Consider the following 19,487-nt stretch of genomic DNA (forward strand, 5'->3'; position numbering starts at 1 on the left):
GGCCTAGACGCGCACAGTGGTGTCGCGGCGGCGTACCGCCTCGGCCCATTTCAATTCAATGAACTGTTTGGCGTGGGCCGCCAGTGGATTGTTGTCGGTCCATGTGTCGCGCCAGATTGCGCAGGCCAGAGACAGGCTTTCGTCGATAATCGTCGTCGAAAAGCTCTCAAAGACCACATCATTGGCATAGTCGATCCCGACCAGCGCATCAAAGATCGGATCCCAGTCGATGGTGCCGTCGCCAAGAAAGCCGCGATTGGATTCGCCGATGTGGAAATACCCGATCTTGTCGCCGGCGGCGCGGATGGCGGCGGCGGGGCTCGCCTCTTCCATCTGCATATGGAAGGTGTCCATGTGCAGCTTGACGTGGTCATTGCCCGTGTCAGCCAGAAACTTGAGCCCCTGCGCCGTGGTGTTCAGCAGGTTGGTTTCAAACCGATTGACGATCTCAAGCACCAGATCGACGCCCGCCGCGCGCGCAATGTCGCCGGTTTCGGCAATGGCCTCGACCGAGTTCTTCCAGCCGTCAGCCGTGGGCTGCCGGTTGTACTTGGTATGCGCCGAATACAGAATTCCGCCCAGTTTGTCGCCGCCGACATCGCGCACTGCGCGAACCGCATCGGCCAGCATGGCTTTGCCCGCCGCCACGGTGTCAGGATCTTCCGAGGACACATCCTTGTCGAGCGGCAGGCCCATGGTGACACCGATCTGAACGTCCAGTTCCTGCGATTTTTTCGCAAGACGGTCCAAATCGAACAATTCAGGGCGCAGATAGGCGAATTCGATGCAGCGATAGCCGTGCTCAGCCGACTTTTCGAGCGCCATTTCCAGACCGTCCTGAGTCTGGCCGCCGGTCCATACGAAAGAATGAATGCCGAGCCGTTTCATTGGTTTCTCCGTTCGTCGAAAGGGCCACTATTGTGCGGCCCGCGTTGAGGATTGTTCCGTGCCGTCCAAAAGCAGTTGCGCCGTCACATCGTCGGTCACCAGCGTGTCGACCAAGCCGCAGCGGCAGGCGGCGCGGATGATGTCGACCTTGTGCGGCCCGGCGGCGGCCATGATCTTTTCGGGAATGGTGCGCACCAGATCCAGCGGCATGCCGATGGTGCGATCATCAACCTCGTGCGAAACCGAATTGCCGTCCTTGTCCAGAAACTGGCCCAGCACATCGCCGATGGCCCCGGCTTCGATCAGCGCCTCGGGGGTCAATTCCTTCGGCAAGCCATGTGAGACAAGGAAGGATTTGGCAGACACGTTCGAGCAGGTCAACAGCACCGCATCCAGCGTGTCGAACTTCTTGAAATGCTCTTTCAGGGCGTATTGCGACAGGAACAGTTCGCGGTCGATGCCCTCGGACAGGTAGATCGGGGCGGTCAGGATTGAATAATGCGCCCCCAGGGCATCGGCAAAGCCCGACGCGATCCCGAACGAGTTGAAAGTTGATCCCTGCGCCGTGCCGCCAAGGATCGAGACCACCTCGAGATCGGGATGCGACTGGCGCTGCAATTTGCGAATCGCCGAATCAAGCGACAGGCCCCAGGACACCCCGAACGAGCGCCAGTTGGCGGCGCGCAGGCGTTCCGTCAGATGGGCCGCAAGGGCGGCGCCGACGGGGCGGTGGAAATCATAGTCGGTCTTGTTGGCCGGTGTCACCACGGCGCGCACCAGCCCCAGTCCCTGCTTGAGCTTTTCTTGCAGTTCAATCCGCGCGACAAAAGGCGAGTCGATCTGAATTTTGACAAGTCCTAGGGCCTTGGCGCGCTGGATCGCCTGATTCACCCGCAGCCGGGTGACATCCAGCATCCGGGCGATTTCTGCCTGGGTCATTTCGTTCACGAAATAGTGCCAGCAAACCTCGGTGATGAAGGCTTCGCCGTCTTCTATCGGTTCTCGTGCCAAATTCGGTCTCCTCCCAGGTGCGTTGCCTTCTTAGGGCATTTCGCGCCATGCGGAAACGTGACACGCTTTTCATGTGTATGGCAAGTCATACATTTGCAAAAATTCACTTGCATGGAATCGCTTACAAATGCACGTTGACGTCGGGGGAGACGCGAATCGGCCCGACCGAACGTGGCCGGGGTGCGCGGACCGCCTTCTTTTGTCTTTGGGAGGAAAGCCAATGAGCTTTGCATATAAACTTGCCGTATCGACGCTGGCACTGACGGTCGCTGCGGGCGCTGCCATGGCGGACGATGCGTTCTGGAAGAAAGCCGCTGAACCGTATCAGGGTGTCACTCTGCGCGGCGTGACCGAATCTTCGCCCCCGTCGCTTTACATCCGCGAAGTGTTGGCGCCGCAGTTCGAAGAGCTGACCGGCATTCGCGTCGATGTCGAAACCACGTCCTGGGATCAGATGTTCGACAAGGCGATCAAGGACATGGAAGCCGGAACCGGCATCTATGACATGGTCTATATCGAACAGGACATCATCTATTCCTATCTCGCCCGCGATTTTTTGACAGATCTGACCGCGCTGATCGCCGACAATCCCGCCATTGCGGCCCCGACTTACAGCGAAGACAATTTCACCACCTTCGCGGACTACTTCAAAGGCGACAACGGCCACCTCTACGGCGTGCCGATGGAGGCCTTTATCAAGATCTACCTGTATCGCACGGACCTGTTCGGGGATCCGGACATTCAGGCGGCCTTCAAGGAAAAGACCGGGCGTGATCTTGCCCCTGCGACGAACCACGAAGAATATGCCGAGATTGCCCAGTTCTTTACCGACTACGGCAAAGCCAACGACATGGATCTCTGGGGCACCACGGCGCAGGCCCACACCGGCCACGTTGCATCTTGGTACGAATACTTTGAATCCATCGCCCCGACCTTTGGCGTCTACAACTGGGGGATCGACGCGAACAACAACTATGCCGCATCCGTGGCCAACGGCGGCGAAATGAACAGCGACGCCGCCAAAAAGGCGCTGACCTGGTGGCTGTCCATGCGTGACATCGCTCCGCCAGAGTCGCCCGCGTCGACCTGGACGGAAGTCGGCACCACCTTTGGCGCAGGCCGCGCAGCCCAGGGTCTGGTCTATGGCGAAAACGCTGGCTGGATCGCCGCGGACGAAACCAAGTCGCTTGTCGTCGGCAAAGTGGGCGTGGCCCTGCCGCCGCTGGAAGACGGCATCATGGAGGAAGTCGAAGGCGGCAAAGGCTATATCGGCTACTACGACGGCGGCGCCTTTGGTCTACCTTCGACCTCGAAAAACAAAGAGGCCGCAGCCCTGTTCCTGCAGTACATCGGTCAGAACGAAGTTCAGCCTGACTGGGCCGTTGCAGCGCCGCGCGTGACCAACACCGCGACTTATGACGACCCCAAGGTTCAGGCGATGAACGAAGAGCTGGGCGGCTACTACGACATGCTGAAGGACAAGGGCTATCTCTTTGCAGGCGCGCCCGCGTATCCCTTCCATGCGCAAGTGCGCGAAGCCACCGCGCCGACCTTCTTCAAGATCCTGACCGGCGACCTGAGTGTCTCGGACGGGCTTGACCAGATGGCGGCCGAAGCCGAAGCCGAACTGACCAGTCTCGGCTATCGCAAGTAACGGGTACTCCCTGTCGTACCCAGGGCCGCCGCTCCGGTATACGGGTGGCGGCCCGCCTTTCCCCTCGCGGTGCCACGCCGTCGTGGGACATGACCTGACCGCATCAAAACACGATCGAGACAATAAGAGGGAGCGGGACGATGCAATCCAACAGACTGGGGTGGATACTTCTGGCGCCGACGCTGGTGATCCTGTTTTTCTTTGGCGTCTTGCCGTTTATCTACGTCGTCTTCGTGGCCTTCCATCAATGGAACCCCTTTGCCGCGGATCCCACGATGATCTTCAACGGCGCCGACAACTTCCGAAAGATCGTCTTCGATACAGAGTTTCTGAACTCGGTCGGCGTGACGGTGATGTTCGTCTTCTTCGCCGTGGTTTCGGAATTGATCGTTGGCTACTTCTTGGCTCAGGCCTTCATGAAAGAATTTCCCGGCAAGGCGATTTTCCGCACCATTCACACGCTGCCACTGATCATGGCGCCGATCATCGTCGGCTCGGTCTGGAAGCTGATGACGACTCCGTCGATCGGGATCATCCCGCATTATCTGGACGAATGGTTCGGGATAACGATGAACATCGGCACCTCGGCTTTTGCGGCCTTTGCCACCATCGTCGTCATGGATGTCTGGCACTGGACGCCGCTGGTCACGCTGACGCTGATCGCCGCCCTTGTCTCGTTGCCGGCCGACCCGTTTGAACAGGCGCAGATCGACGGCGCGAACAAGCGCCAGATCTTCTGGCACATCACCCTGCCTATGATCGCCCCCGCCGTGGTCGCCACCGTGTTTATCCGCCTGATGGACGCGCTGCGCACAGTGGACGAGGTCTGGATGCTGACCGGGGGCGGGCCCGGTTCGGCCACCCGCTTTGTCGGGGTGCATATCTTCAAGGAAGTCTTCCCGAAAACCAACTACGGCTACGGCTCGACCATTTCCGTGATCGTTCTTTACCTGACCATTGTCGCCTGCTGGCTGCTTTATGTGACCATGCTTGCCCCGCGGACCAAGAGGGACTGACCCGATGAAAAAGCAAAGCCCGATCATAGGCCTGATTTTCTGGATCCTCGTCAGCTTTCTGACGCTCTTTCCGATCTACTGGCTGTTCGTCATCTCGGTGAAACCGGCGGTGCAACTGTTCAGCACGCCAGAGGTCATCCTGTCCGATCCCTACTGGGGCAACTACGCCAAGGTCTGGGGGGATCGCCTGCTGCGCAGCTATATGCTGAACTCGCTGATCATCTCGTCGGGGAATGCGATCCTTTGCACAATCCTTGGATTCTTTGCCTGCTACGCGCTGTCACGCTTCAACATGAGCGGCAAGGAATCGATCTTTTTCTGGACGATCACCAACCGCATGGCGCCGCCAGCTGTCTTTCTGCTGCCGCTGTTCCTGCTGATGACACAGGTCTATACGGTGGGCGAATGGCGAATGCTGGACACCCGGATCGGCATGATCCTTGTCTACTGTACCTTCAACCTGCCATTCGCCATCTGGACCCTGCGGCCCACCGTGGATGGCATCCCGAAAGAGCTGGACGAGGCGGCCTATGTCGATGGCGCATCGCCTTGGAAAGTCATCACCGAGGTTGTCTTTCCGCTGTGCCGACCCGGTCTGGCCGTGACGCTGATCCTGACCTGGGTCTTTGCTTGGAACGAATACCTGCTGGCGGCGACGCTGACCAACTTCAACGCCCGCACCCTGACCACCGGCCTGTCGGAATATGTCACCACGACCGGCACTGAATGGGGCATCATGGCGACCATTTCAGTCTTTACGCTGATCCCGGCCTTGATCGTCTTCAGCGTCGTGCAAAAGCACATTGTGGCTGGTCTGACCTTTGGCGCGGTGAAAGGATAACCCATGAGCCAGCATCAAACCCCGCTCGTCTCTGCCCGTCACGAAGAAGAAGACGCGCCCGAGAACGCCGGCCCCAAGCCCGGTTTCCTGCCGATCGAAACCAATTGGTTTGACCGGCTGTTCATCTCGGTCGTGATCTGGGTGGCGCTTTCGCTGTTTTGGTTCCGCTTCATGGAGCCGATGGGCTTGTCGATCTGGATATCGAATGTGATAGCACTCACATTGGCGATCATCATAATCACGAAAGGCTAGAGCCATGAAGTCTCTTGTTCTGGAAAAGAAAGACGTCCTTTCCCTGCGCGATTTCCCGGAAATCTCGCGCGCCGAGGAAACGCTTGGCCCGCGCGACGTGCGGATCAAACTGCATACCGTCGGCATCTGCGGCTCGGACGTGCACTATTATACCCACGGCAAGATCGGGCCTTTCGTGGTGAACGAGCCGATGATCCTTGGGCACGAAGCCAGCGGCACGGTGATCGAGATCGGCCCCGAAGTGACGCACCTGAAAGAGGGCGATCGCGTCTGCATGGAGCCGGGCATTCCCGACCCCACCTCCAAGGCCGCGCGTCTGGGCATGTACAACATCGACCCTGCCGTGCGTTTTTGGGCGACCCCGCCGATCCACGGCATCCTGCGCCCGACCTGCGTTCACCCGGCGGATTTTACCTTCAAGCTGCCGGACAACGTCAGCTTCGCCGAGGCGGCGATGGTCGAGCCTTTGGCTGTGGGCGTTCACGCCGCGACCAAGGCGCGGGTCAAACCCGGTGACAACGCCGTGGTGCTGGGGGCAGGGCCGATTGGTCTGGTCACTGCGCTGTCTGCATTGGCCGCTGGGTGCGCCAAGGTCTATGTGACCGATCTGGCTGAGAAAAAGCTTGAGATCGCGGGTTCGCTTTCGCGTGCGATCGTGCCGGTGAACGTGGGCAAGCAAAACCTCGTCGAGATCGTAAAGGCAGATACTGATGGCTGGGGCGCGGATATCGTGTTCGAGGCGACGGGCAGCCCGCATGCGGCCAAGACCGTCTTTGAACCGCTCGCGCCCGGTGGCTGCGTGGTGATGATCGGCGGCCAGCCCGATCCGATCCAGTACGATGCCGGCGCCGCGATGATCCGCGAAGCGCGGGTCGAGAACATCTTTCGCTACGCGCATGTGTTTCCGCGCTGCGTGGGCATGCTCTCCAGCGGGGCGATTGACGTGAAGCCGTTGATCACCCGCACCTTCGACTTTGATGAAAGCGTGCGCGCATTCGAGATCGCCGCATCCGCCCCGCCGGCAGATGTGAAGATGCAGATCGAATTGCCGCAATAAGAAAGGGCCGAAACCTTGGCAAACGTGAAAATCGACAATGTGGTGAAGCGCTACGGCCAGGTGCAGGTGATGCATGGAGTCAGCGTCGACATCGAAGACGGTGAGTTCGTTGTGCTTGTCGGCCCGTCGGGCTGCGGCAAGTCTACGCTCTTGCGGATGCTGGCTGGTCTCGAAGAGATCAGCGATGGCACGATCTCGATCGGCGGCCGGGTGGTCAATGACGTGGTGCCCAAGGATCGCGACATCGCGATGGTGTTCCAAAGCTATGCGCTGTACCCGCACAAGACGGTCTACGACAACATCGGCTTTCCGCTGAAAATGGCCAAGCGCCCGCAGGCAGAGATTGATAAAAAGGTCACGGGCGCGGCGGACATCCTTGACCTGACCAAGTACCTCAAGCGCTATCCCAAGGAGCTTTCCGGCGGCCAGCGTCAGCGGGTCGCCATGGGCCGCGCCATCGTGCGCGACCCGCAGGTCTTTCTGTTTGACGAACCCCTGTCGAACCTCGATGCCAAGCTGCGCGTCACCATGCGGGTCGAGATCAAGGAGTTGCACCAGCGCCTTGGCACCACCATCGTCTACGTTACCCATGACCAGATCGAAGCCATGACAATGGCCGACAAGATCGTGGTCATGCGCGATGGCCGGGTTGAACAGATAGGCTCTCCGCTGGATCTTTATGACAATCCGGTGAATGTCTTTGTCGCGGGCTTCATCGGCTCGCCCTCCATGAACTTTGTCAATGGCAAGGTGGGCACCAAGGACGGCCGCAAGGTGTTCCTCTCGGACAGCGGGCTGACCTTGCCTTTGCCGGAGACGGCGCTGGAGGCGGGGCAAGAGATCACCTATGGAATCCGCCCTGAGCATATCGAAATCGGCGCCGGGGGCGTTCCGATGAAGGTCGTCGTGACCGAGCCGACCGGTTCGGAAACGCAGATTTTCGCCAAGGTTGGCGATGATTTGATCGACGCGGTTGTGAAAGACCGGATTTCAGCCCGGCCCGGCGAAGAAATCGGCTTTGTGATTGATCCCGCGAAGGCCCACCTGTTTGATCGCAAGACCGAGCAGCGCCTCTAAGCGCTGCCTTTCTAAGGAGGGCGGGCCATGGCGGCGGCCAAAGCTGTGATCTTTGATCTGGACGGATGTCTGGTGGACAGCGAACCGCTTTCGCTGGGCTGCGTTGCCGAACAGATGCGGGAACTCGGCATCAGTGATGCCACGACCGAAGAAATTCGCGCGGGGTTTCTGGGGGTGGCGATGTCGGTGGTTTGCGATCACGTGGCGGCCCGTCTGGGTAGCGCCTGCCCGCCTGACTTTCAACAACGCTTCGAAGATCGCCTGTTGGAACGCTACCGCACCGAATTGCGCTGCATTCCCGGCGCGCTTGAATTGCTGGGCGGGCTTCAGGCGCGGGGGATAGGCATGGCGATTGCCACTGGCGGATCTCTTCGCAGAATGCATGTGACACTGGACACAGCGCAGCTTGCGCCTTTTTTCAACGGCACCGGCTGCAGCGCCGAGGAAGTGGCGCGCGGCAAACCTGCGCCCGACCTGTTTCTTCTGGCCGCCGAGCGGTTGGGTGTCGCGCCAGAAACCTGCGTCGTGCTCGAAGACTCGCCGCATGGTGTCAAAGGCGCGGCTGCGGCGGGAATGCAGGCGATCGGCTTTGTTGGCGGCAGTCATCTTGAGGGCTATCGGGAAACACACGCGCAGGTTCTGCGCGATGCTGGCGTTGTCACGGTGCTCGACAACCTGCCGGACGTTGCCGCGTTTCTGCGCAAGCAGGCAGTATAAGGAAAGGGCCGACTATGGATCTGCAATTGACTGGCAAGGTGGCTGTGATCACCGGAGGCTCCAAGGGGATCGGGCTGGGCATCGCCCGCGCCTTTGCCCGCGAGGGCGCGCATGTGGTGATCACCGCAAGGACCGAAGCCGCCGTGACCCGCGCCGCGCAGGCCATCGCCGATGAATTCGGCGTAACCGCCGTTCCTGTCGCTTCGGACGTGTCCACGGCGGAAGGGTGCCAGGCCATCATCGACGCGGCTGCAGGGATTGGCGGGGCGGATATCTTTGTGTCGAACGCCGGGACCGGGTCAAACGAAACGGTGGCCGAGGCGCCGGACGACAAGTGGATGGATTTCTGGAACCTGCACGTCATGGCCGCTGTGCGGCTGTCGCGGGGGCTTGCTGACCAGATGGAGGCCAAGGGCGGCGGCGCCATGCTGATGAATGCCTCGATCTGCGCGGTGCAACCGCTGTGGTACGAGCCGATCTACAACACCACCAAAGCTGCGCTGTTGATGTTCGGAAAGTGCCTTTCCACCGAGATGATCAAGCGCGGCATCCGGGTGAACACAGTCAACCCGGGCCTGATCCGCACACCGGATTGGGAAAATACCGCGCGCGAGCTGAAAGGCGACGATTGGCAAAGCTACCTGCAAGAGGTCGCGGACGAACACGCCGATATCAAGCGCTTTGGCACGACCGAGGAACTGGCGGATTTCTGTGTGTTCCTCTGCTCTCCGCGCGCTTCTTATTCCGTCGGATCGGCCTATCACGTCGATGGCGGCATGTTGAAGACGGTTTAAGGGATTTCGCCGCGCTTTGCGCAGCGACCGGCCGGGGGGGCTTTGCCCCCCCGGACCCCCCAAGGTATTTGAGGCCCAAAGAAGTGTAGGCGGGCGTCTTGTCAGTCTGGCGTTTCGATGCGCAAGGTTTGGCGCAACTGGCCCGAGGCACGGTCAAAAATCAGGATTTCGTCGCCTTCGGTGACCACAGCGTACCAATCGGATCCTTGCGTATAGGCTGTCGCCTGTGCCCCCGAGGGCAGGGTGATCACCTCTGGCAGCGGGGCGCGGGCATTGCTATAGCGGTGCCAGATCAGGAACAGGATCAACAGGATCCCGCTGATCATCACCGCCGTAAGAACAGTCACCAGCAGCCGAAGAAAGCGCAGCTGAGGCGGTTCGGGCAGATTTTCTTTGGGCTCATCAGGAGAGGCCATGACACAGCTTTCCGTCTTTATCGCGGCCGATCCACCGCCGCGCCTTGATAAGGCGCTTGCCCGGGATGTGCCAGAGGCCGCGTCGCTGTCGCGCACCCGTCTGGCCCGTTTGATCGCGAGTGGTGCGGTCAGGCGCGGCGATGAAGTGCTCGACAACCCCAAAGCGCGGGTTGTCGAGGGCGATGAGATCACCATCGCCGTTCCCGAAGCGCAAGACTATGACGTGGTGGCGCAGGATATCGCGCTGGACATCGTCTATGAGGACGAGGCGCTGATCGTCATCAACAAACCTGCGGGCATGGTTGTCCACCCGGCGCCAGGAACGCCCGATGGCACGCTTGTGAATGCGCTTTTGCATCACTTTGACGGCAAGCTGTCCGGTGTCGGCGGCGAAAAACGCCCTGGGATCGTGCACCGTATCGACAAGGACACCAGCGGGCTGTTGGTGGTGGCCAAGTCGGACATGGCCCATCATGGGCTGGCCAAGCAGTTCGAAAAACATACGGCGCGGCGGTCGTATCGTGCGGTGGTGCATGGGGTGCCGGACCGGGGCGATCCGCGCCTTTTGGGCACGCGCGGCGTCTCGGCGGGGCAGGGCGGAGAGATTGTGATTACCTCCGGGCTGGCGCGGCACAAGACAGATCGGCAGAAACAGGCAGTCTTTTTTGATGGGCAGGGCCGCCATGCGGTCACTCGGGCCCGCGTACTGGAGACCTTTGGCGCGCCGCCCGTGGTGGCTTTGGTAGAGTGCCGACTGGAAACCGGGCGCACGCACCAGATCAGGGTGCATATGGCGCACGCTGGCCATGGACTGATTGGCGATCAGGTCTATGGCGGGCGGCGCAAGCTGTCGCCCAAGGCCTTGGGCGACACCGCTTACGCTGCGGCGACCGGCTTTGCCCGGCAGGCCTTACATGCCGCCGAACTGGGCTTTGTTCATCCCGAAAGCGGCGAGGAGATGCTGTTCGAAGCCGCCTTGCCGAAGGATATGGAAGACCTGCTTGTTGCGCTCAGGGCCGCGCCACGATCCGGCCCATAATCCGGCCGGTGATCAGCAACCACAGCGCCAGCGCGGTCTCGGCCAGCATTGGCAGCGCATAGGCGTATTGCAGCGGCGCCAGCAGGTTTGGCGCGGCGATCCGGGCCAGCCCTCCGGCGATATAGACCAAACCCGAGCCACCAATGCCCGCCGCGATGATTTTTGGCACACCGCCAGCGCGGGACAGCAAGACCGCCATGATCAGGCTGTTCACGCCAAAAAAGATCAGCCCGATGTCATAGCCCGCTGCGTGCATCTGTGTAAGGTGCAGCGCCAGCGCAGGATCCTGCGGCAGCACAATGGGCACGCCTGCCAACAGCACCAGCCCCATGCCGATCAGCGCCGCCTGCATCAGGCGCAACACCATCGCCGCGCGCGCCAATCCTTCGGAAATCCGTCGAAGCAGGGCAAAGAAGATCAGGGCCAATGCGATATCGGCCAGGATCATGGTCAGATCCCCCAGCAGGCTGGCGCGAAAGGCGGGCAAATGCGCCGCAATCGCCGCTGCCGGATCGGCACTGGCCATAAGTGGTCCGCGCAAGGCCAATTCGCTGGTCAGCCCAGCGGTTATGATCACAACGTAAAGCGCCCCGGCACTGCGTTCCAAAACTGCGCTCTGTGGTGCCATACTTGCATCCCGTTGCATGGTTTGTCCTTTCACATCAAATCTTGGCATCCATCGAATTACTTGACTTTAGGGCATTCATAAGTGTATGTTGATCCGCCGAATTCGAATTGCGTCCATGCGCATATGCATTGATTGGTGGTTTTTGACACGAAATGCACGAGGGCGTGACAGCGCTGACACAAAGGTTTCACCGACGGAAATCTTTCTTAACTTCGTATCAACGATTGTGAGTCTAGAGGCTTGAAACCTCAAAAAAGGCTACCTATCTGGATGTTAAGCGCCGTAACATTGGCGTCCCTAGAGGGAGAGTGACATGAGTAACTATGCAAATCTGCCGGCCCCGTCGCCGGAAGCGGGCCTGAGCCGCTACTTGCAGGAAATCCGCAAGTTCCCGCTGTTGGAGCCCGAAGAAGAATACATGCTGGCCAAGGCCTGGGTCGAAAAGGAAGACACCGAGGCCGCGCACAAGATGGTCACGTCCCACCTGCGGTTGGCGGCCAAGATCGCTATGGGCTATCGCGGCTATGGTCTGCCGCAGGCCGAAGTGATTTCCGAAGCGAACGTCGGCCTGATGCAGGCGGTCAAACGGTTTGACCCGGAGAAGGGCTTTCGTCTGGCAACATACGCCATGTGGTGGATCCGCGCCAGCATTCAGGAATACATCCTGCGGTCGTGGAGCCTTGTGAAACTCGGCACCACCAGCGCGCAGAAAAAACTTTTCTTCAACCTGCGCAAGGCCAAGGCCCGTATCGGCGCACTGGAAGAAGGCGATCTGCGGCCTGAACACGTGGCGCGCATCGCCAACGATCTTGGCGTCACCGAAACCGAGGTCATCTCGATGAACCGGCGGATGTCGGGCGGCGATGCCTCGCTCAACGCTCAGGTGGGCAGCACCGACGAAGGGTCGATGCAATGGCAGGACTGGCTCGAGGATGAAGACGCCGATCAGGCCGGGGATTACGCCGAACGCGACGAGCTGGAGGCGCGCCGTGCCCTTCTGGCCGAGGCAATGGACGTGCTGAACGAGCGCGAAAAAGACATCCTGACCCAGCGCCGCTTGGCCGATCAGCCCGTCACGCTGGAGGATCTTTCCACGGTCTATGACGTCTCGCGCGAACGTATTCGTCAGATCGAAGTGCGGGCGTTCGAAAAACTGCAAACACGGATGCGCGATTTGGCGCAAAAGCAGGGGATGCTGACCAGCGCCTGACGCGGATTCCAGTCACTTTCTCAACCCCCGTGCCGAATGGCGCGGGGGTTTTTCAGTATTAAAGGCCTTCCGGGTCGCTTTGCCTTTTGGTCTTCTGCGAGTGACCTAACTTGAGGCCGGAAAAGCGAGGCTTTGCCCTTGCGGCGCCATCCCCTTTGTCTAACCTGTCGGTGTCACCAAAAGGGAGGGATAAAATGGCCGATCACGTAAGATGGGGCATTCTGGGCGCGGCCAAATTCGCGCAAGAGCACATGGGGCCAGCGATACATCTGGCACAGCGTGGGCGGCTGGCAGGCTTGGCGACGTCACGCGCCGAAAAGGCAGCGCCGTTTGCCAGGATGGCGCCGGGGCTGACGGTGCACGACGGGTATGAGGCGCTTTTGGCTGATCCCGAAATCGACGCGGTTTATGTTCCGCTGCCAAACCATCTGCATGTGGAATGGGCGCTAAAGGCGCTGGATGCGGGCAAACATGTGCTGGTCGAAAAGCCTTTGGCGATGGAGGCGGGCGGCTTTGATCCGGTGATCGCGGCGCGCGACAAGACCGGGCTGCTGGCGGCCGAAGCCTATATGATCGTGCACCACCCGCAGTGGATCAAAGCGCGCGAGATGGTGCAGGACGGCGCCATCGGCAAGCTGGTGCGCGTCTCAGGCGCGTTTTCCTACGACAACCGAAGTGACACCGCCAACATTCGCAACCGGCCTGACACGGGCGGCGGCGCGATCCCGGATATCGGGGTGTATATCTATGGCGCAACGCGTTTTGTAACGGGGGAGGAGCCGTCAGAGATCCTCTCGACCGAGATCACGCGCGAGAATGGTGTGGATGTCTGGTCGCATATCACCGCGCGCTTCCCGTCGTTCCATTACACCGGCGTGGTATCGATGCGGATGAGTCCGTGGCAGGATATGACCTTTCACGGCGAGGGCGGGCTGCTGCGTCTGACGGCGCCGTTCAACCCGCAGGTTTACGGCGAAGCCCGGATCGAGTTGCACAAGCCGGGGCAAGAGGTGGTCGAATACCGCTTTCCGGCAGCGCAGCACTACGTGAACCAGGTCGAGGCTTTCAACGCGACGGTTCTGGATGGGGCGCCCTATCCCTGTCCGCTCGAGTTCTCGCGCGGCACGCAGGCGATGATCGACATGGTCTGGGCCAAGGATAAAAGCTGAAGCCGGGGCTCAGGGTGATCTCGGTAGTGCAAAGGCTCAGGCGTCCGCAGTAATCGTGATCACCACCTTGCCCGTGGATTTGCGGCTGCGCAGCAGTTCCAACCCGTCCAGCGCTTGGTCCAGCGGCAGCACATGGCTGACATGCGGATGCAGGCGGCCTTCTTCATGCCAGCTCAGAAGCTGAGACAGCGACCCGGTCAGAACCTGCGGTTTGAAGGCCAGATAACCACCCCAATACAGCCCGAGAACCGAGAGGTTCTTGACCAGCAGGTGGTTGGCTTTGATCTGCGGGACATCGCCGCTGGCGAAGCCGATGGTCAGGATGCGCCCCTCGGGGCGGCAAGAGCGGAACGCGGCTGTGAACTGTTCGCCGCCAACGGGATCATATACCAAATCGGCGCCGCCGAGGGTCTTCATCTCGGCGCGGATGTCCTGCGTGCTGGCGTCGATCAGGTGATCCGCGCCAGCGGCCTTTGCAGCCTTCAGTTTATCAGTGCCGCGGGCACAGGCCACGACGCGGGCGCCCATCAGTTTGCCGATCTCAACCGCGGTCAGGCCAACGCCGCCCGCAGCCCCCAGCACCAAAAGCGTCTCGCCCGGTTGCAGGCGAGCGCGATGATCAAGGGCGACATGGCTCGTGCCATAGGCGATCTGAAAGGCGGCGGCGTCCGTAAAGCTCATGCTGAGGGGCAGTTTGACGGCGCGATCCGCCGAAAAACAGCCCAGTTCCGCCAAGCCGCCCTGACCACCATAGACCGCAACCCGGTCGCCAATGGCAAAGCCGGTGACGCCCGGTCCGATGGCCTCGATCGTTCCTGCGACCTCCATCCCCATGACAAAGGGTAGGGAGGGGGTGTCTTGGTAGGTACCGTTGAGCATCAAAAGGTCCGCGAAATTCAACCCGCAGGCGGCAATTTGAAGCCGGATTTCGCCAGATTGAGGGGCTGGCACCGGCAGATCTGTGAGCTGTGGGGGGGATTCGTGGGATGTCAGGTGCAGCGCGCGCATGGGGTCTCCGATCATTTCGACGGAGGGTTCCCTAAAGTAAGCGTATGTTCAAGGGGCTAGCACTGTTTTCCTTACGTATACATTGACAAGTCGCTTGCAACTTTGTGGCGAATTGAGAATAACTTTACCATCATCACAGGTTCTTACTTCTTGATTTGTTATATATCTATGCTGTACTCATTTGCGGATAATTCCGCGTAAGAAGGGATTGGGCCGCCGTGATTGATGGTAACATCGTTTTTCAACGGGTTGGTCGGGCGAAATAGCATAGGATAGTAATGATGGCGCATCCGGTAGACGTTCATGTGGGTAAGCGTATCCGCCACCGTAGGTGGTTGGTGGGTATGACGCAGCAGCAGCTTGCTGAGCATGTTGGAATCAAATTCCAACAGATTCAGAAGTATGAAACCGGTGCAAACCGTGTGAGCGCATCCCGCCTTTGGGATATTGCCGATGCCTTGGACGTCCCCGTCAGCTTCTTCTTCGAAGGGATCGAAGCAGAAGACGGCGATGTTGCAGCCAAGTCCGAAAGTGTCCCCGCCGATATTCTTGGTGACAAGGAAGCACTGGATCTGGTGCGTTCCTACTATGCCATCCCTGAAAACCAGCGCCGCCGCCTGTTCGAACTGGCGCGTGTTCTGTCTGACGTGGCTTGAGCCGCGTCTTTCCCTGCGGTAGCTCTGGGGGAACCTGAGCGCCGGAGGGAAGATGGCATCTGTTTCTGATGACCTGTCACATGAATTGATCGACGTCGCGGTGTCCTTGGCGGAGGCCGCGCGTAAGGTCATTTTGCCGTATTTCCGCAATTTTGATCTGGTGTCGGACAACAAGCTCGCTGTTGGGTTTGATCCCGTCACGATTGCAGACCGCGAAGCCGAACTGGCGATGCGCGCAATCTTGGAAATGCGTCGACCTGATGACGGAATCCTTGGCGAAGAATTCGGCGCGACCCCGGGCAGCACTGGCCTGACTTGGGTTCTTGACCCGATCGACGGAACGCGCGGCTTCATTTCGGGCACGCCGACTTGGGGTGTCTTGATCGCCGTTTCGGATGATACGGGGCCGATCTTGGGTGTGATCGACCAACCCTATACCAGCGAACGGTTTGTCGGCGGGCTTGGGCAGGCGCATTGGTCTGGCCCCTTGGGCACGCGAGATCTGCGCGTGAAGCCAACGCAGGCTTTGGATCAGGCGATCCTGTTCACCACCTTCCCCGAGGTCGGCAGCGCCGAAGAAGGCGCGGCCTTTGCCCGCGTTGCACGTCAGGCCAAGCTGACCCGCTATGGCATGGACTGCTATGCCTATGCGCTGCTGGCCGCAGGGCAGATCGATCTGGTGATCGAGGCGGGCTTGAACGCCTATGACATTCAGGCGCCGATCGCGGTGATCGAGGCTGCGGGCGGTATTGTCACCGATTGGCAGGGGGGCAAAGTCCACGAGGGCGGGCAGGCGCTGGCTGCTGCCAACGAAAGCCTGCATGCTCAGGCTCTGGAATTATTGAACGCTTCGGGGTAAATCGTCAAAAGCGGTGCGCACTTCCCCTTTTCCGGCGCCGCGCACTCTCTCACTGAAAAGGGGTTTGTGAGAGGGGAAAAATGCCTGAAATTCTGATCCGAAACGCCCAAACTGTCCTGACCATGGACGACGCGGACAGCGAGTTGTCGGCCGTCGATATCCGCCTCAAGGACGGTGTCATTGCCGGGATTGGCCAAGGTCTGCAATCCACCGGCGAGGTGATCGAGGCTGGTAACTGCGTGGTGACGCCCGGTCTTGTGAACACGCACCACCATTTGTACCAGACCCTGACCCGCGCGGTGCCCGGCGGGCAGGATGCGCTATTGTTCGGCTGGCTGAAAACGCTCTATCCGATCTGGTCGCGATTTGGCCCAGAGGAGATATTTATTTCGGCCCAGATCGGACTGGCGGAACTGGCGCTGTCGGGGTGCACGATGTCGTCGGATCATCTGTACCTTTATCCCAACGGCGCAAGGCTTGAGGACACGATCCACGCCGCCGCCGAAGTGGGCCTGCGGTTTCACCCGACGCGCGGCGCAATGAGCATCGGCGAAAGCGCGGGCGGTTTGCCGCCGGATTCCCTTGTCGAGCAAGAGGCCGCGATCCTTGAGGATTGCATCCGGGTAATCGACGCCTTTCACGATGCATCGGACGGGGCGATGGTGCGCGTCGGGGTGGCCCCCTGTTCTCCCTTTTCAGTGTCCCGAGAGTTGATGCGCGACGCTGCGATTCTGGCCCGCGACAAGGGAGTGATGCTGCACACCCATCTGGCCGAAAACGACGAGGATATCGCCTATTCCGAAGCGCAATTCGGGTGCCGCCCCGGCCAATACGCCGAAGATCTGGGCTGGACCGGCGATGATGTCTGGCACGCCCATTGCGTCAAGCTGGACGGGCAAGAGATTGATCTGTTTTCCAAAAGCCGCACGGGCGTGGCCCATTGCCCCTGTTCGAACTGCCGGCTTGGAAGTGGGATCGCTCCGGTGCGGGCGATGCACGATGCCGGGGTCAAGGTTGGGTTGGGGGTTGACGGTTCGGCCTCGAACGATGCCGGATCGCTGGTCGGTGAGGCGCGTCAGGCGATGTTGCTGCAACGGGTGGCAAAGGGCGCCGATGCCATGAGCGCGCGCGAGGCCCTGCGCATCGCCACACGCGGCGGCGCCGAAGTTTTAGGGCGTCATGACTGCGGTCAGATCGCCGTTGGCAAGCGCGGCGATGTGGCGATTTGGGATGTCAGCGGGATAGAATCCGCCGGCAGTTGGGACAAAGCCGCCTTTCTGCTTGCGGGTCCGACGCGGGTTCGACATCTTTTGGTTGAAGGTCGGCAAGTGGTTCGGGACGGAGAGATTGTTACCTTCGATCTGTCGCAGGCGATTGTTAAGCAGAATCGTCTAGCCCTAGGGCTGGCTGAGAAATCGTAGAGGGTGTTCATGTATAAACTCATAGCTTTTCTGATTTGCCTTACCCTGCCGATCGGTGCCAGCGCGCAGCAGGCCACCCAGATGTTGAATGGGCTCCGGGCGGAACAAGGACTGGGCCCGGTCAAGCCGTCCAGCAAATTGGAACAAGCCGCAATGGCGCATGCCCGAGATATGGCGCGCAAAGGGTTCTTTGCCCATGTGGGCAGCGACGGCTCAAGACCTATGCAGCGCGCCAAGCGCAAGGGCTATCGTCCATGCATGATTGCCGAAAACATCGCCAAGGGTCAGCGCTCCTTGACCGAAGTTATGGGGGGATGGGCCAAATCGTCAGGGCACCGCAAGAATATGCTGTTGCCGCAAATCAAGGAATACGGGCTTGTACGCTACGAGGGCGATATCTGGGTGATGGTTCTGGGCAGCACAAGTTGTTGACGCCTCAGGGCATCATTGATTTGCCTGCCACATAGGTCGCTTTGATCGCCCGATCATCACCCATCATGATGGTCGGGAACAGCGCCTCCCATATGTCGGTGGCGCGATCTGCCCGCTGAGCGATGGCGGGGGTAGAGGCAAGATCGAGTACCGTGAAATCCGCCTCCATGCCCTTGGCCAGATTGCCTATCTTGTCGTCGACCCGCAGCGCGCGGGCGGATCCTTGCGTGGCCAGCCAGATCAACTGGGCCGGATGCAGGGCCGTGCCGCGCAACTGGCCGATTTCATAAGCCGCCGCCATGGTGCGCAGCATCGAAAAAGACGAGCCGCCGCCAGTGTCGGTGGCCAGACCAACGCGCTGCCCTTGGGCGATCAATCCTGCCATATCGAACAGTCCCGAGCCGATAAAGGTGTTTGACGTCGGGCAATGGATCAGCGCCGCGCCGACTTCTCGCAGCCGGTCCTTTTCGCGCGGCTCAAGGTGAATGGCATGCCCATAAAGACCGCCTGCGCCCAACAGGCCATGGGCTTCGTAGGTGTCCAAATAGTCGCGCGCCTCGGGGAACAGGCCTTTGACCCAGGCGATCTCATCCAGCTGTTCGCTTAGATGGGTTTGCATCAGGCAATCTGGGTTTTCGGCCCAAAGTGCCCCCAAAGCCTCAAGCTGCTCAGGGGTTGAGGTCGGCGAGAACCGCGGCGTTATCACGTAAGAGGCCCGCCCGCGCCCATGCCATTCACGCACCAAGACGCGGCTGTTGTCATAGGCGCTTTGCGGTGTGTCCCGCAGCCCCTCGGGCGCGTTGCGATCCATACAGGTCTTGCCTGCGAAAACGCGCATGTTGCGCGCTTCGGCCGCCTCGAACAGCGCCTGAACCGAGACCGGGTGGATCGTGCAGTAGCTGCAAACCGTTGTGGTCCCATTGTCCAGAAGCAGGTCCAGATAGCGGCCAGCGACCTCGGCCGCATAGGCGGGATCGGCAAAGCGCATTTCCTCGGGAAAGGTGTAGGTGTTGAGCCAGTCGATCAGGCGTTTGCCCCAGCTTGCGATCATCCCGGTCTGCGGATAATGCGCGTGAGCATCGACAAAACCGGGCAGGATCAGCGCGTCGCCGTGGTCGGTCACAGCGGCCTTCTGGTGCCGCTTGCGCAAGTCGGCAGCGCTGCCCAGATCCGCGATCTTTCCATCCTGCACCAAGACCGCCCCCTGTGCGTCGACCCGCACAGCCTCGGGCCCCTGCTCAAAGGGATCAGCGACGAAACTCAGGGTCTGGCCCAGATGAAGGTGGGCTTGGCTCATGGATCGGCTCCGGTTCGGACAGGTCAGACTAGACGCGGAAATGAC

21 protein-coding genes are annotated in these 19,487 nt (G+C 60.3%); 15 read left to right on the top strand and 6 right to left on the bottom strand.

Annotation, left to right across the window (positions count from 1 at the left end; all coding sequences use genetic code 11):
• Positions 1 to 3: 3 nt before the first annotated feature.
• Both ACOYQJ_RS18895 and ACOYQJ_RS18900 read right to left on the bottom strand, forming a co-directional pair.
• Positions 4 to 888 carry a sugar phosphate isomerase/epimerase family protein gene (locus ACOYQJ_RS18895; RefSeq protein ID WP_422907558.1) on the bottom strand — a complete coding sequence of 295 codons (885 nt, stop codon included), beginning with the start codon at positions 886 to 888 and terminating at the stop codon, positions 4 to 6.
• Between the two features lie 27 nt (positions 889 to 915).
• Positions 916 to 1,899: a sugar-binding transcriptional regulator gene (locus tag ACOYQJ_RS18900; RefSeq protein WP_422907559.1), complete on the bottom strand. Its 984-nt coding sequence runs from the start codon at positions 1,897 to 1,899 to the stop codon at positions 916 to 918.
• A 220-nt stretch (positions 1,900 to 2,119) separates the two neighbouring features.
• Between ACOYQJ_RS18900 and ACOYQJ_RS18905 the strand changes: the two genes are divergently transcribed.
• The 8 genes from ACOYQJ_RS18905 (at position 2,120) to ACOYQJ_RS18940 (ending at position 9,307) form a co-directional block, all read left to right on the top strand.
• On the top strand, positions 2,120 to 3,553 hold the full coding sequence (locus ACOYQJ_RS18905) for an extracellular solute-binding protein (RefSeq protein WP_422907560.1): 1,434 nt from the start codon (positions 2,120 to 2,122) through the stop codon (positions 3,551 to 3,553).
• A 140-nt stretch (positions 3,554 to 3,693) separates the two neighbouring features.
• Positions 3,694 to 4,569: a carbohydrate ABC transporter permease gene (locus ACOYQJ_RS18910; protein WP_422907561.1), complete on the top strand. Its 876-nt coding sequence runs from the start codon at positions 3,694 to 3,696 to the stop codon at positions 4,567 to 4,569.
• A gap of 4 nt (positions 4,570 to 4,573) precedes the next feature.
• On the top strand, positions 4,574 to 5,410 hold the full coding sequence (locus ACOYQJ_RS18915) for a carbohydrate ABC transporter permease (protein ID WP_422907562.1): 837 nt from the start codon (positions 4,574 to 4,576) through the stop codon (positions 5,408 to 5,410).
• A gap of 3 nt (positions 5,411 to 5,413) precedes the next feature.
• Positions 5,414 to 5,662, top strand: coding sequence for a DUF2160 family membrane protein (locus ACOYQJ_RS18920; protein ID WP_422907563.1), 249 nt, complete (start codon positions 5,414 to 5,416; stop codon positions 5,660 to 5,662).
• A gap of 4 nt (positions 5,663 to 5,666) precedes the next feature.
• Positions 5,667 to 6,719 (top strand): NAD(P)-dependent alcohol dehydrogenase, encoded by a 1,053-nt coding sequence (locus ACOYQJ_RS18925; RefSeq protein ID WP_422907564.1) that lies wholly within the window; start codon positions 5,667 to 5,669, stop codon positions 6,717 to 6,719.
• 15 nt (positions 6,720 to 6,734) lie between these two features.
• On the top strand, positions 6,735 to 7,796 hold the full coding sequence (locus ACOYQJ_RS18930) for an ABC transporter ATP-binding protein (protein ID WP_422907565.1): 1,062 nt from the start codon (positions 6,735 to 6,737) through the stop codon (positions 7,794 to 7,796).
• Between the two features lie 27 nt (positions 7,797 to 7,823).
• Entirely contained in the window at positions 7,824 to 8,513 is a 690-nt protein-coding gene (locus ACOYQJ_RS18935; RefSeq protein WP_422907566.1) for an HAD family hydrolase, read from the top strand.
• Positions 8,514 to 8,527: 14 nt separating this feature from the next.
• Positions 8,528 to 9,307 (top strand): SDR family NAD(P)-dependent oxidoreductase, encoded by a 780-nt coding sequence (locus tag ACOYQJ_RS18940; protein ID WP_422907567.1) that lies wholly within the window; start codon positions 8,528 to 8,530, stop codon positions 9,305 to 9,307.
• Between the two features lie 101 nt (positions 9,308 to 9,408).
• Here the strand turns inward: ACOYQJ_RS18940 and ACOYQJ_RS18945 are convergent, their stop codons facing one another.
• A complete protein-coding gene (locus ACOYQJ_RS18945; RefSeq protein ID WP_422907568.1) occupies positions 9,409 to 9,723 on the bottom strand; it encodes a DUF6476 family protein in 315 nt (104 codons plus the stop codon).
• Between ACOYQJ_RS18945 and ACOYQJ_RS18950 the strand changes: the two genes are divergently transcribed.
• Entirely contained in the window at positions 9,722 to 10,762 is a 1,041-nt protein-coding gene (locus tag ACOYQJ_RS18950) for a pseudouridine synthase (protein WP_422907569.1), read from the top strand. The genes ACOYQJ_RS18945 and ACOYQJ_RS18950 overlap by 2 nt on opposite strands.
• Here the strand turns inward: ACOYQJ_RS18950 and ACOYQJ_RS18955 are convergent.
• Complete coding sequence (locus ACOYQJ_RS18955) at positions 10,734 to 11,390, bottom strand: DUF4386 domain-containing protein (RefSeq protein WP_422907570.1); 657 nt, start codon at positions 11,388 to 11,390, stop codon at positions 10,734 to 10,736. The two genes, ACOYQJ_RS18950 and ACOYQJ_RS18955, sit on opposite strands and share 29 nt — an antisense overlap.
• A 313-nt stretch (positions 11,391 to 11,703) precedes the next feature.
• On the opposite strand from ACOYQJ_RS18955, the gene rpoH reads away from it, so the two are divergent.
• Together rpoH and ACOYQJ_RS18965 are read left to right on the top strand one after the other, a co-directional pair.
• Complete coding sequence (gene rpoH, locus ACOYQJ_RS18960) at positions 11,704 to 12,600, top strand: RNA polymerase sigma factor RpoH (protein ID WP_422907571.1); 897 nt, start codon at positions 11,704 to 11,706, stop codon at positions 12,598 to 12,600.
• A gap of 194 nt (positions 12,601 to 12,794) precedes the next feature.
• On the top strand, positions 12,795 to 13,769 hold the full coding sequence (locus ACOYQJ_RS18965) for a Gfo/Idh/MocA family protein (protein WP_422907572.1): 975 nt from the start codon (positions 12,795 to 12,797) through the stop codon (positions 13,767 to 13,769).
• Between the two features lie 36 nt (positions 13,770 to 13,805).
• On the opposite strand, the gene ACOYQJ_RS18970 is transcribed toward ACOYQJ_RS18965, so the two are convergent.
• Complete coding sequence (locus ACOYQJ_RS18970) at positions 13,806 to 14,777, bottom strand: NADPH:quinone oxidoreductase family protein (RefSeq protein WP_422907573.1); 972 nt, start codon at positions 14,775 to 14,777, stop codon at positions 13,806 to 13,808.
• Positions 14,778 to 15,058: 281 nt separating this feature from the next.
• Between ACOYQJ_RS18970 and ACOYQJ_RS18975 the strand changes: the two genes are divergently transcribed.
• The 4 genes from ACOYQJ_RS18975 (at position 15,059) to ACOYQJ_RS18990 (ending at position 18,145) form a co-directional block, all read left to right on the top strand.
• Complete coding sequence (locus ACOYQJ_RS18975; RefSeq protein WP_422907574.1) at positions 15,059 to 15,433, top strand: helix-turn-helix domain-containing protein; 375 nt, start codon at positions 15,059 to 15,061, stop codon at positions 15,431 to 15,433.
• A gap of 52 nt (positions 15,434 to 15,485) precedes the next feature.
• Positions 15,486 to 16,292, top strand: coding sequence for a histidinol-phosphatase (gene hisN, locus ACOYQJ_RS18980; protein ID WP_422907575.1), 807 nt, complete (start codon positions 15,486 to 15,488; stop codon positions 16,290 to 16,292).
• 80 nt (positions 16,293 to 16,372) lie between these two features.
• Positions 16,373 to 17,713: an 8-oxoguanine deaminase gene (locus ACOYQJ_RS18985; protein WP_422907576.1), complete on the top strand. Its 1,341-nt coding sequence runs from the start codon at positions 16,373 to 16,375 to the stop codon at positions 17,711 to 17,713.
• A gap of 9 nt (positions 17,714 to 17,722) precedes the next feature.
• Positions 17,723 to 18,145 (top strand): CAP domain-containing protein, encoded by a 423-nt coding sequence (locus ACOYQJ_RS18990; RefSeq protein WP_422907577.1) that lies wholly within the window; start codon positions 17,723 to 17,725, stop codon positions 18,143 to 18,145.
• Between the two features lie 4 nt (positions 18,146 to 18,149).
• Here ACOYQJ_RS18990 and guaD read toward each other — a convergent pair whose 3' ends face one another.
• A complete protein-coding gene (gene guaD, locus ACOYQJ_RS18995; protein WP_422907578.1) occupies positions 18,150 to 19,442 on the bottom strand; it encodes a guanine deaminase in 1,293 nt (430 codons plus the stop codon).
• Between the last annotated feature and the right edge of the window lie 45 nt (positions 19,443 to 19,487).

It is taken from the genome of Pacificoceanicola algae (assembly GCF_049341065.1).
Lineage (GTDB): Bacteria > Pseudomonadota > Alphaproteobacteria > Rhodobacterales > Rhodobacteraceae > Pacificoceanicola.

Excerpts from the sequence above, each read along its gene's own strand:
- ACOYQJ_RS18975 (WP_422907574.1), top strand. The coding sequence starts at position 15,059 with ATGGCGCATCCGGTAGACGTTCATGTGGGTAAGCGTATCCGCCACCGT.
- ACOYQJ_RS18985 (WP_422907576.1), top strand. The coding sequence starts at position 16,373 with ATGCCTGAAATTCTGATCCGAAACGCCCAAACTGTCCTGACCATGGAC.
- rpoH (WP_422907571.1), top strand. The coding sequence starts at position 11,704 with ATGAGTAACTATGCAAATCTGCCGGCCCCGTCGCCGGAAGCGGGCCTG.
- ACOYQJ_RS18920 (WP_422907563.1), top strand. The coding sequence starts at position 5,414 with ATGAGCCAGCATCAAACCCCGCTCGTCTCTGCCCGTCACGAAGAAGAA.
- hisN (WP_422907575.1), top strand. The coding sequence starts at position 15,486 with ATGGCATCTGTTTCTGATGACCTGTCACATGAATTGATCGACGTCGCG.
- ACOYQJ_RS18990 (WP_422907577.1), top strand. The coding sequence starts at position 17,723 with ATGTATAAACTCATAGCTTTTCTGATTTGCCTTACCCTGCCGATCGGT.
- ACOYQJ_RS18935 (WP_422907566.1), top strand. The coding sequence starts at position 7,824 with ATGGCGGCGGCCAAAGCTGTGATCTTTGATCTGGACGGATGTCTGGTG.
- ACOYQJ_RS18895 (WP_422907558.1), bottom strand. The coding sequence starts at position 888 with ATGAAACGGCTCGGCATTCATTCTTTCGTATGGACCGGCGGCCAGACT.
- ACOYQJ_RS18925 (WP_422907564.1), top strand. The coding sequence starts at position 5,667 with ATGAAGTCTCTTGTTCTGGAAAAGAAAGACGTCCTTTCCCTGCGCGAT.
- ACOYQJ_RS18915 (WP_422907562.1), top strand. The coding sequence starts at position 4,574 with ATGAAAAAGCAAAGCCCGATCATAGGCCTGATTTTCTGGATCCTCGTC.
- ACOYQJ_RS18940 (WP_422907567.1), top strand. The coding sequence starts at position 8,528 with ATGGATCTGCAATTGACTGGCAAGGTGGCTGTGATCACCGGAGGCTCC.
- ACOYQJ_RS18950 (WP_422907569.1), top strand. The coding sequence starts at position 9,722 with ATGACACAGCTTTCCGTCTTTATCGCGGCCGATCCACCGCCGCGCCTT.
- ACOYQJ_RS18905 (WP_422907560.1), top strand. The coding sequence starts at position 2,120 with ATGAGCTTTGCATATAAACTTGCCGTATCGACGCTGGCACTGACGGTC.
- ACOYQJ_RS18945 (WP_422907568.1), bottom strand. The coding sequence starts at position 9,723 with ATGGCCTCTCCTGATGAGCCCAAAGAAAATCTGCCCGAACCGCCTCAG.
- ACOYQJ_RS18910 (WP_422907561.1), top strand. The coding sequence starts at position 3,694 with ATGCAATCCAACAGACTGGGGTGGATACTTCTGGCGCCGACGCTGGTG.
- ACOYQJ_RS18970 (WP_422907573.1), bottom strand. The coding sequence starts at position 14,777 with ATGCGCGCGCTGCACCTGACATCCCACGAATCCCCCCCACAGCTCACA.
- ACOYQJ_RS18955 (WP_422907570.1), bottom strand. The coding sequence starts at position 11,390 with ATGGCACCACAGAGCGCAGTTTTGGAACGCAGTGCCGGGGCGCTTTAC.
- ACOYQJ_RS18965 (WP_422907572.1), top strand. The coding sequence starts at position 12,795 with ATGGCCGATCACGTAAGATGGGGCATTCTGGGCGCGGCCAAATTCGCG.
- guaD (WP_422907578.1), bottom strand. The coding sequence starts at position 19,442 with ATGAGCCAAGCCCACCTTCATCTGGGCCAGACCCTGAGTTTCGTCGCT.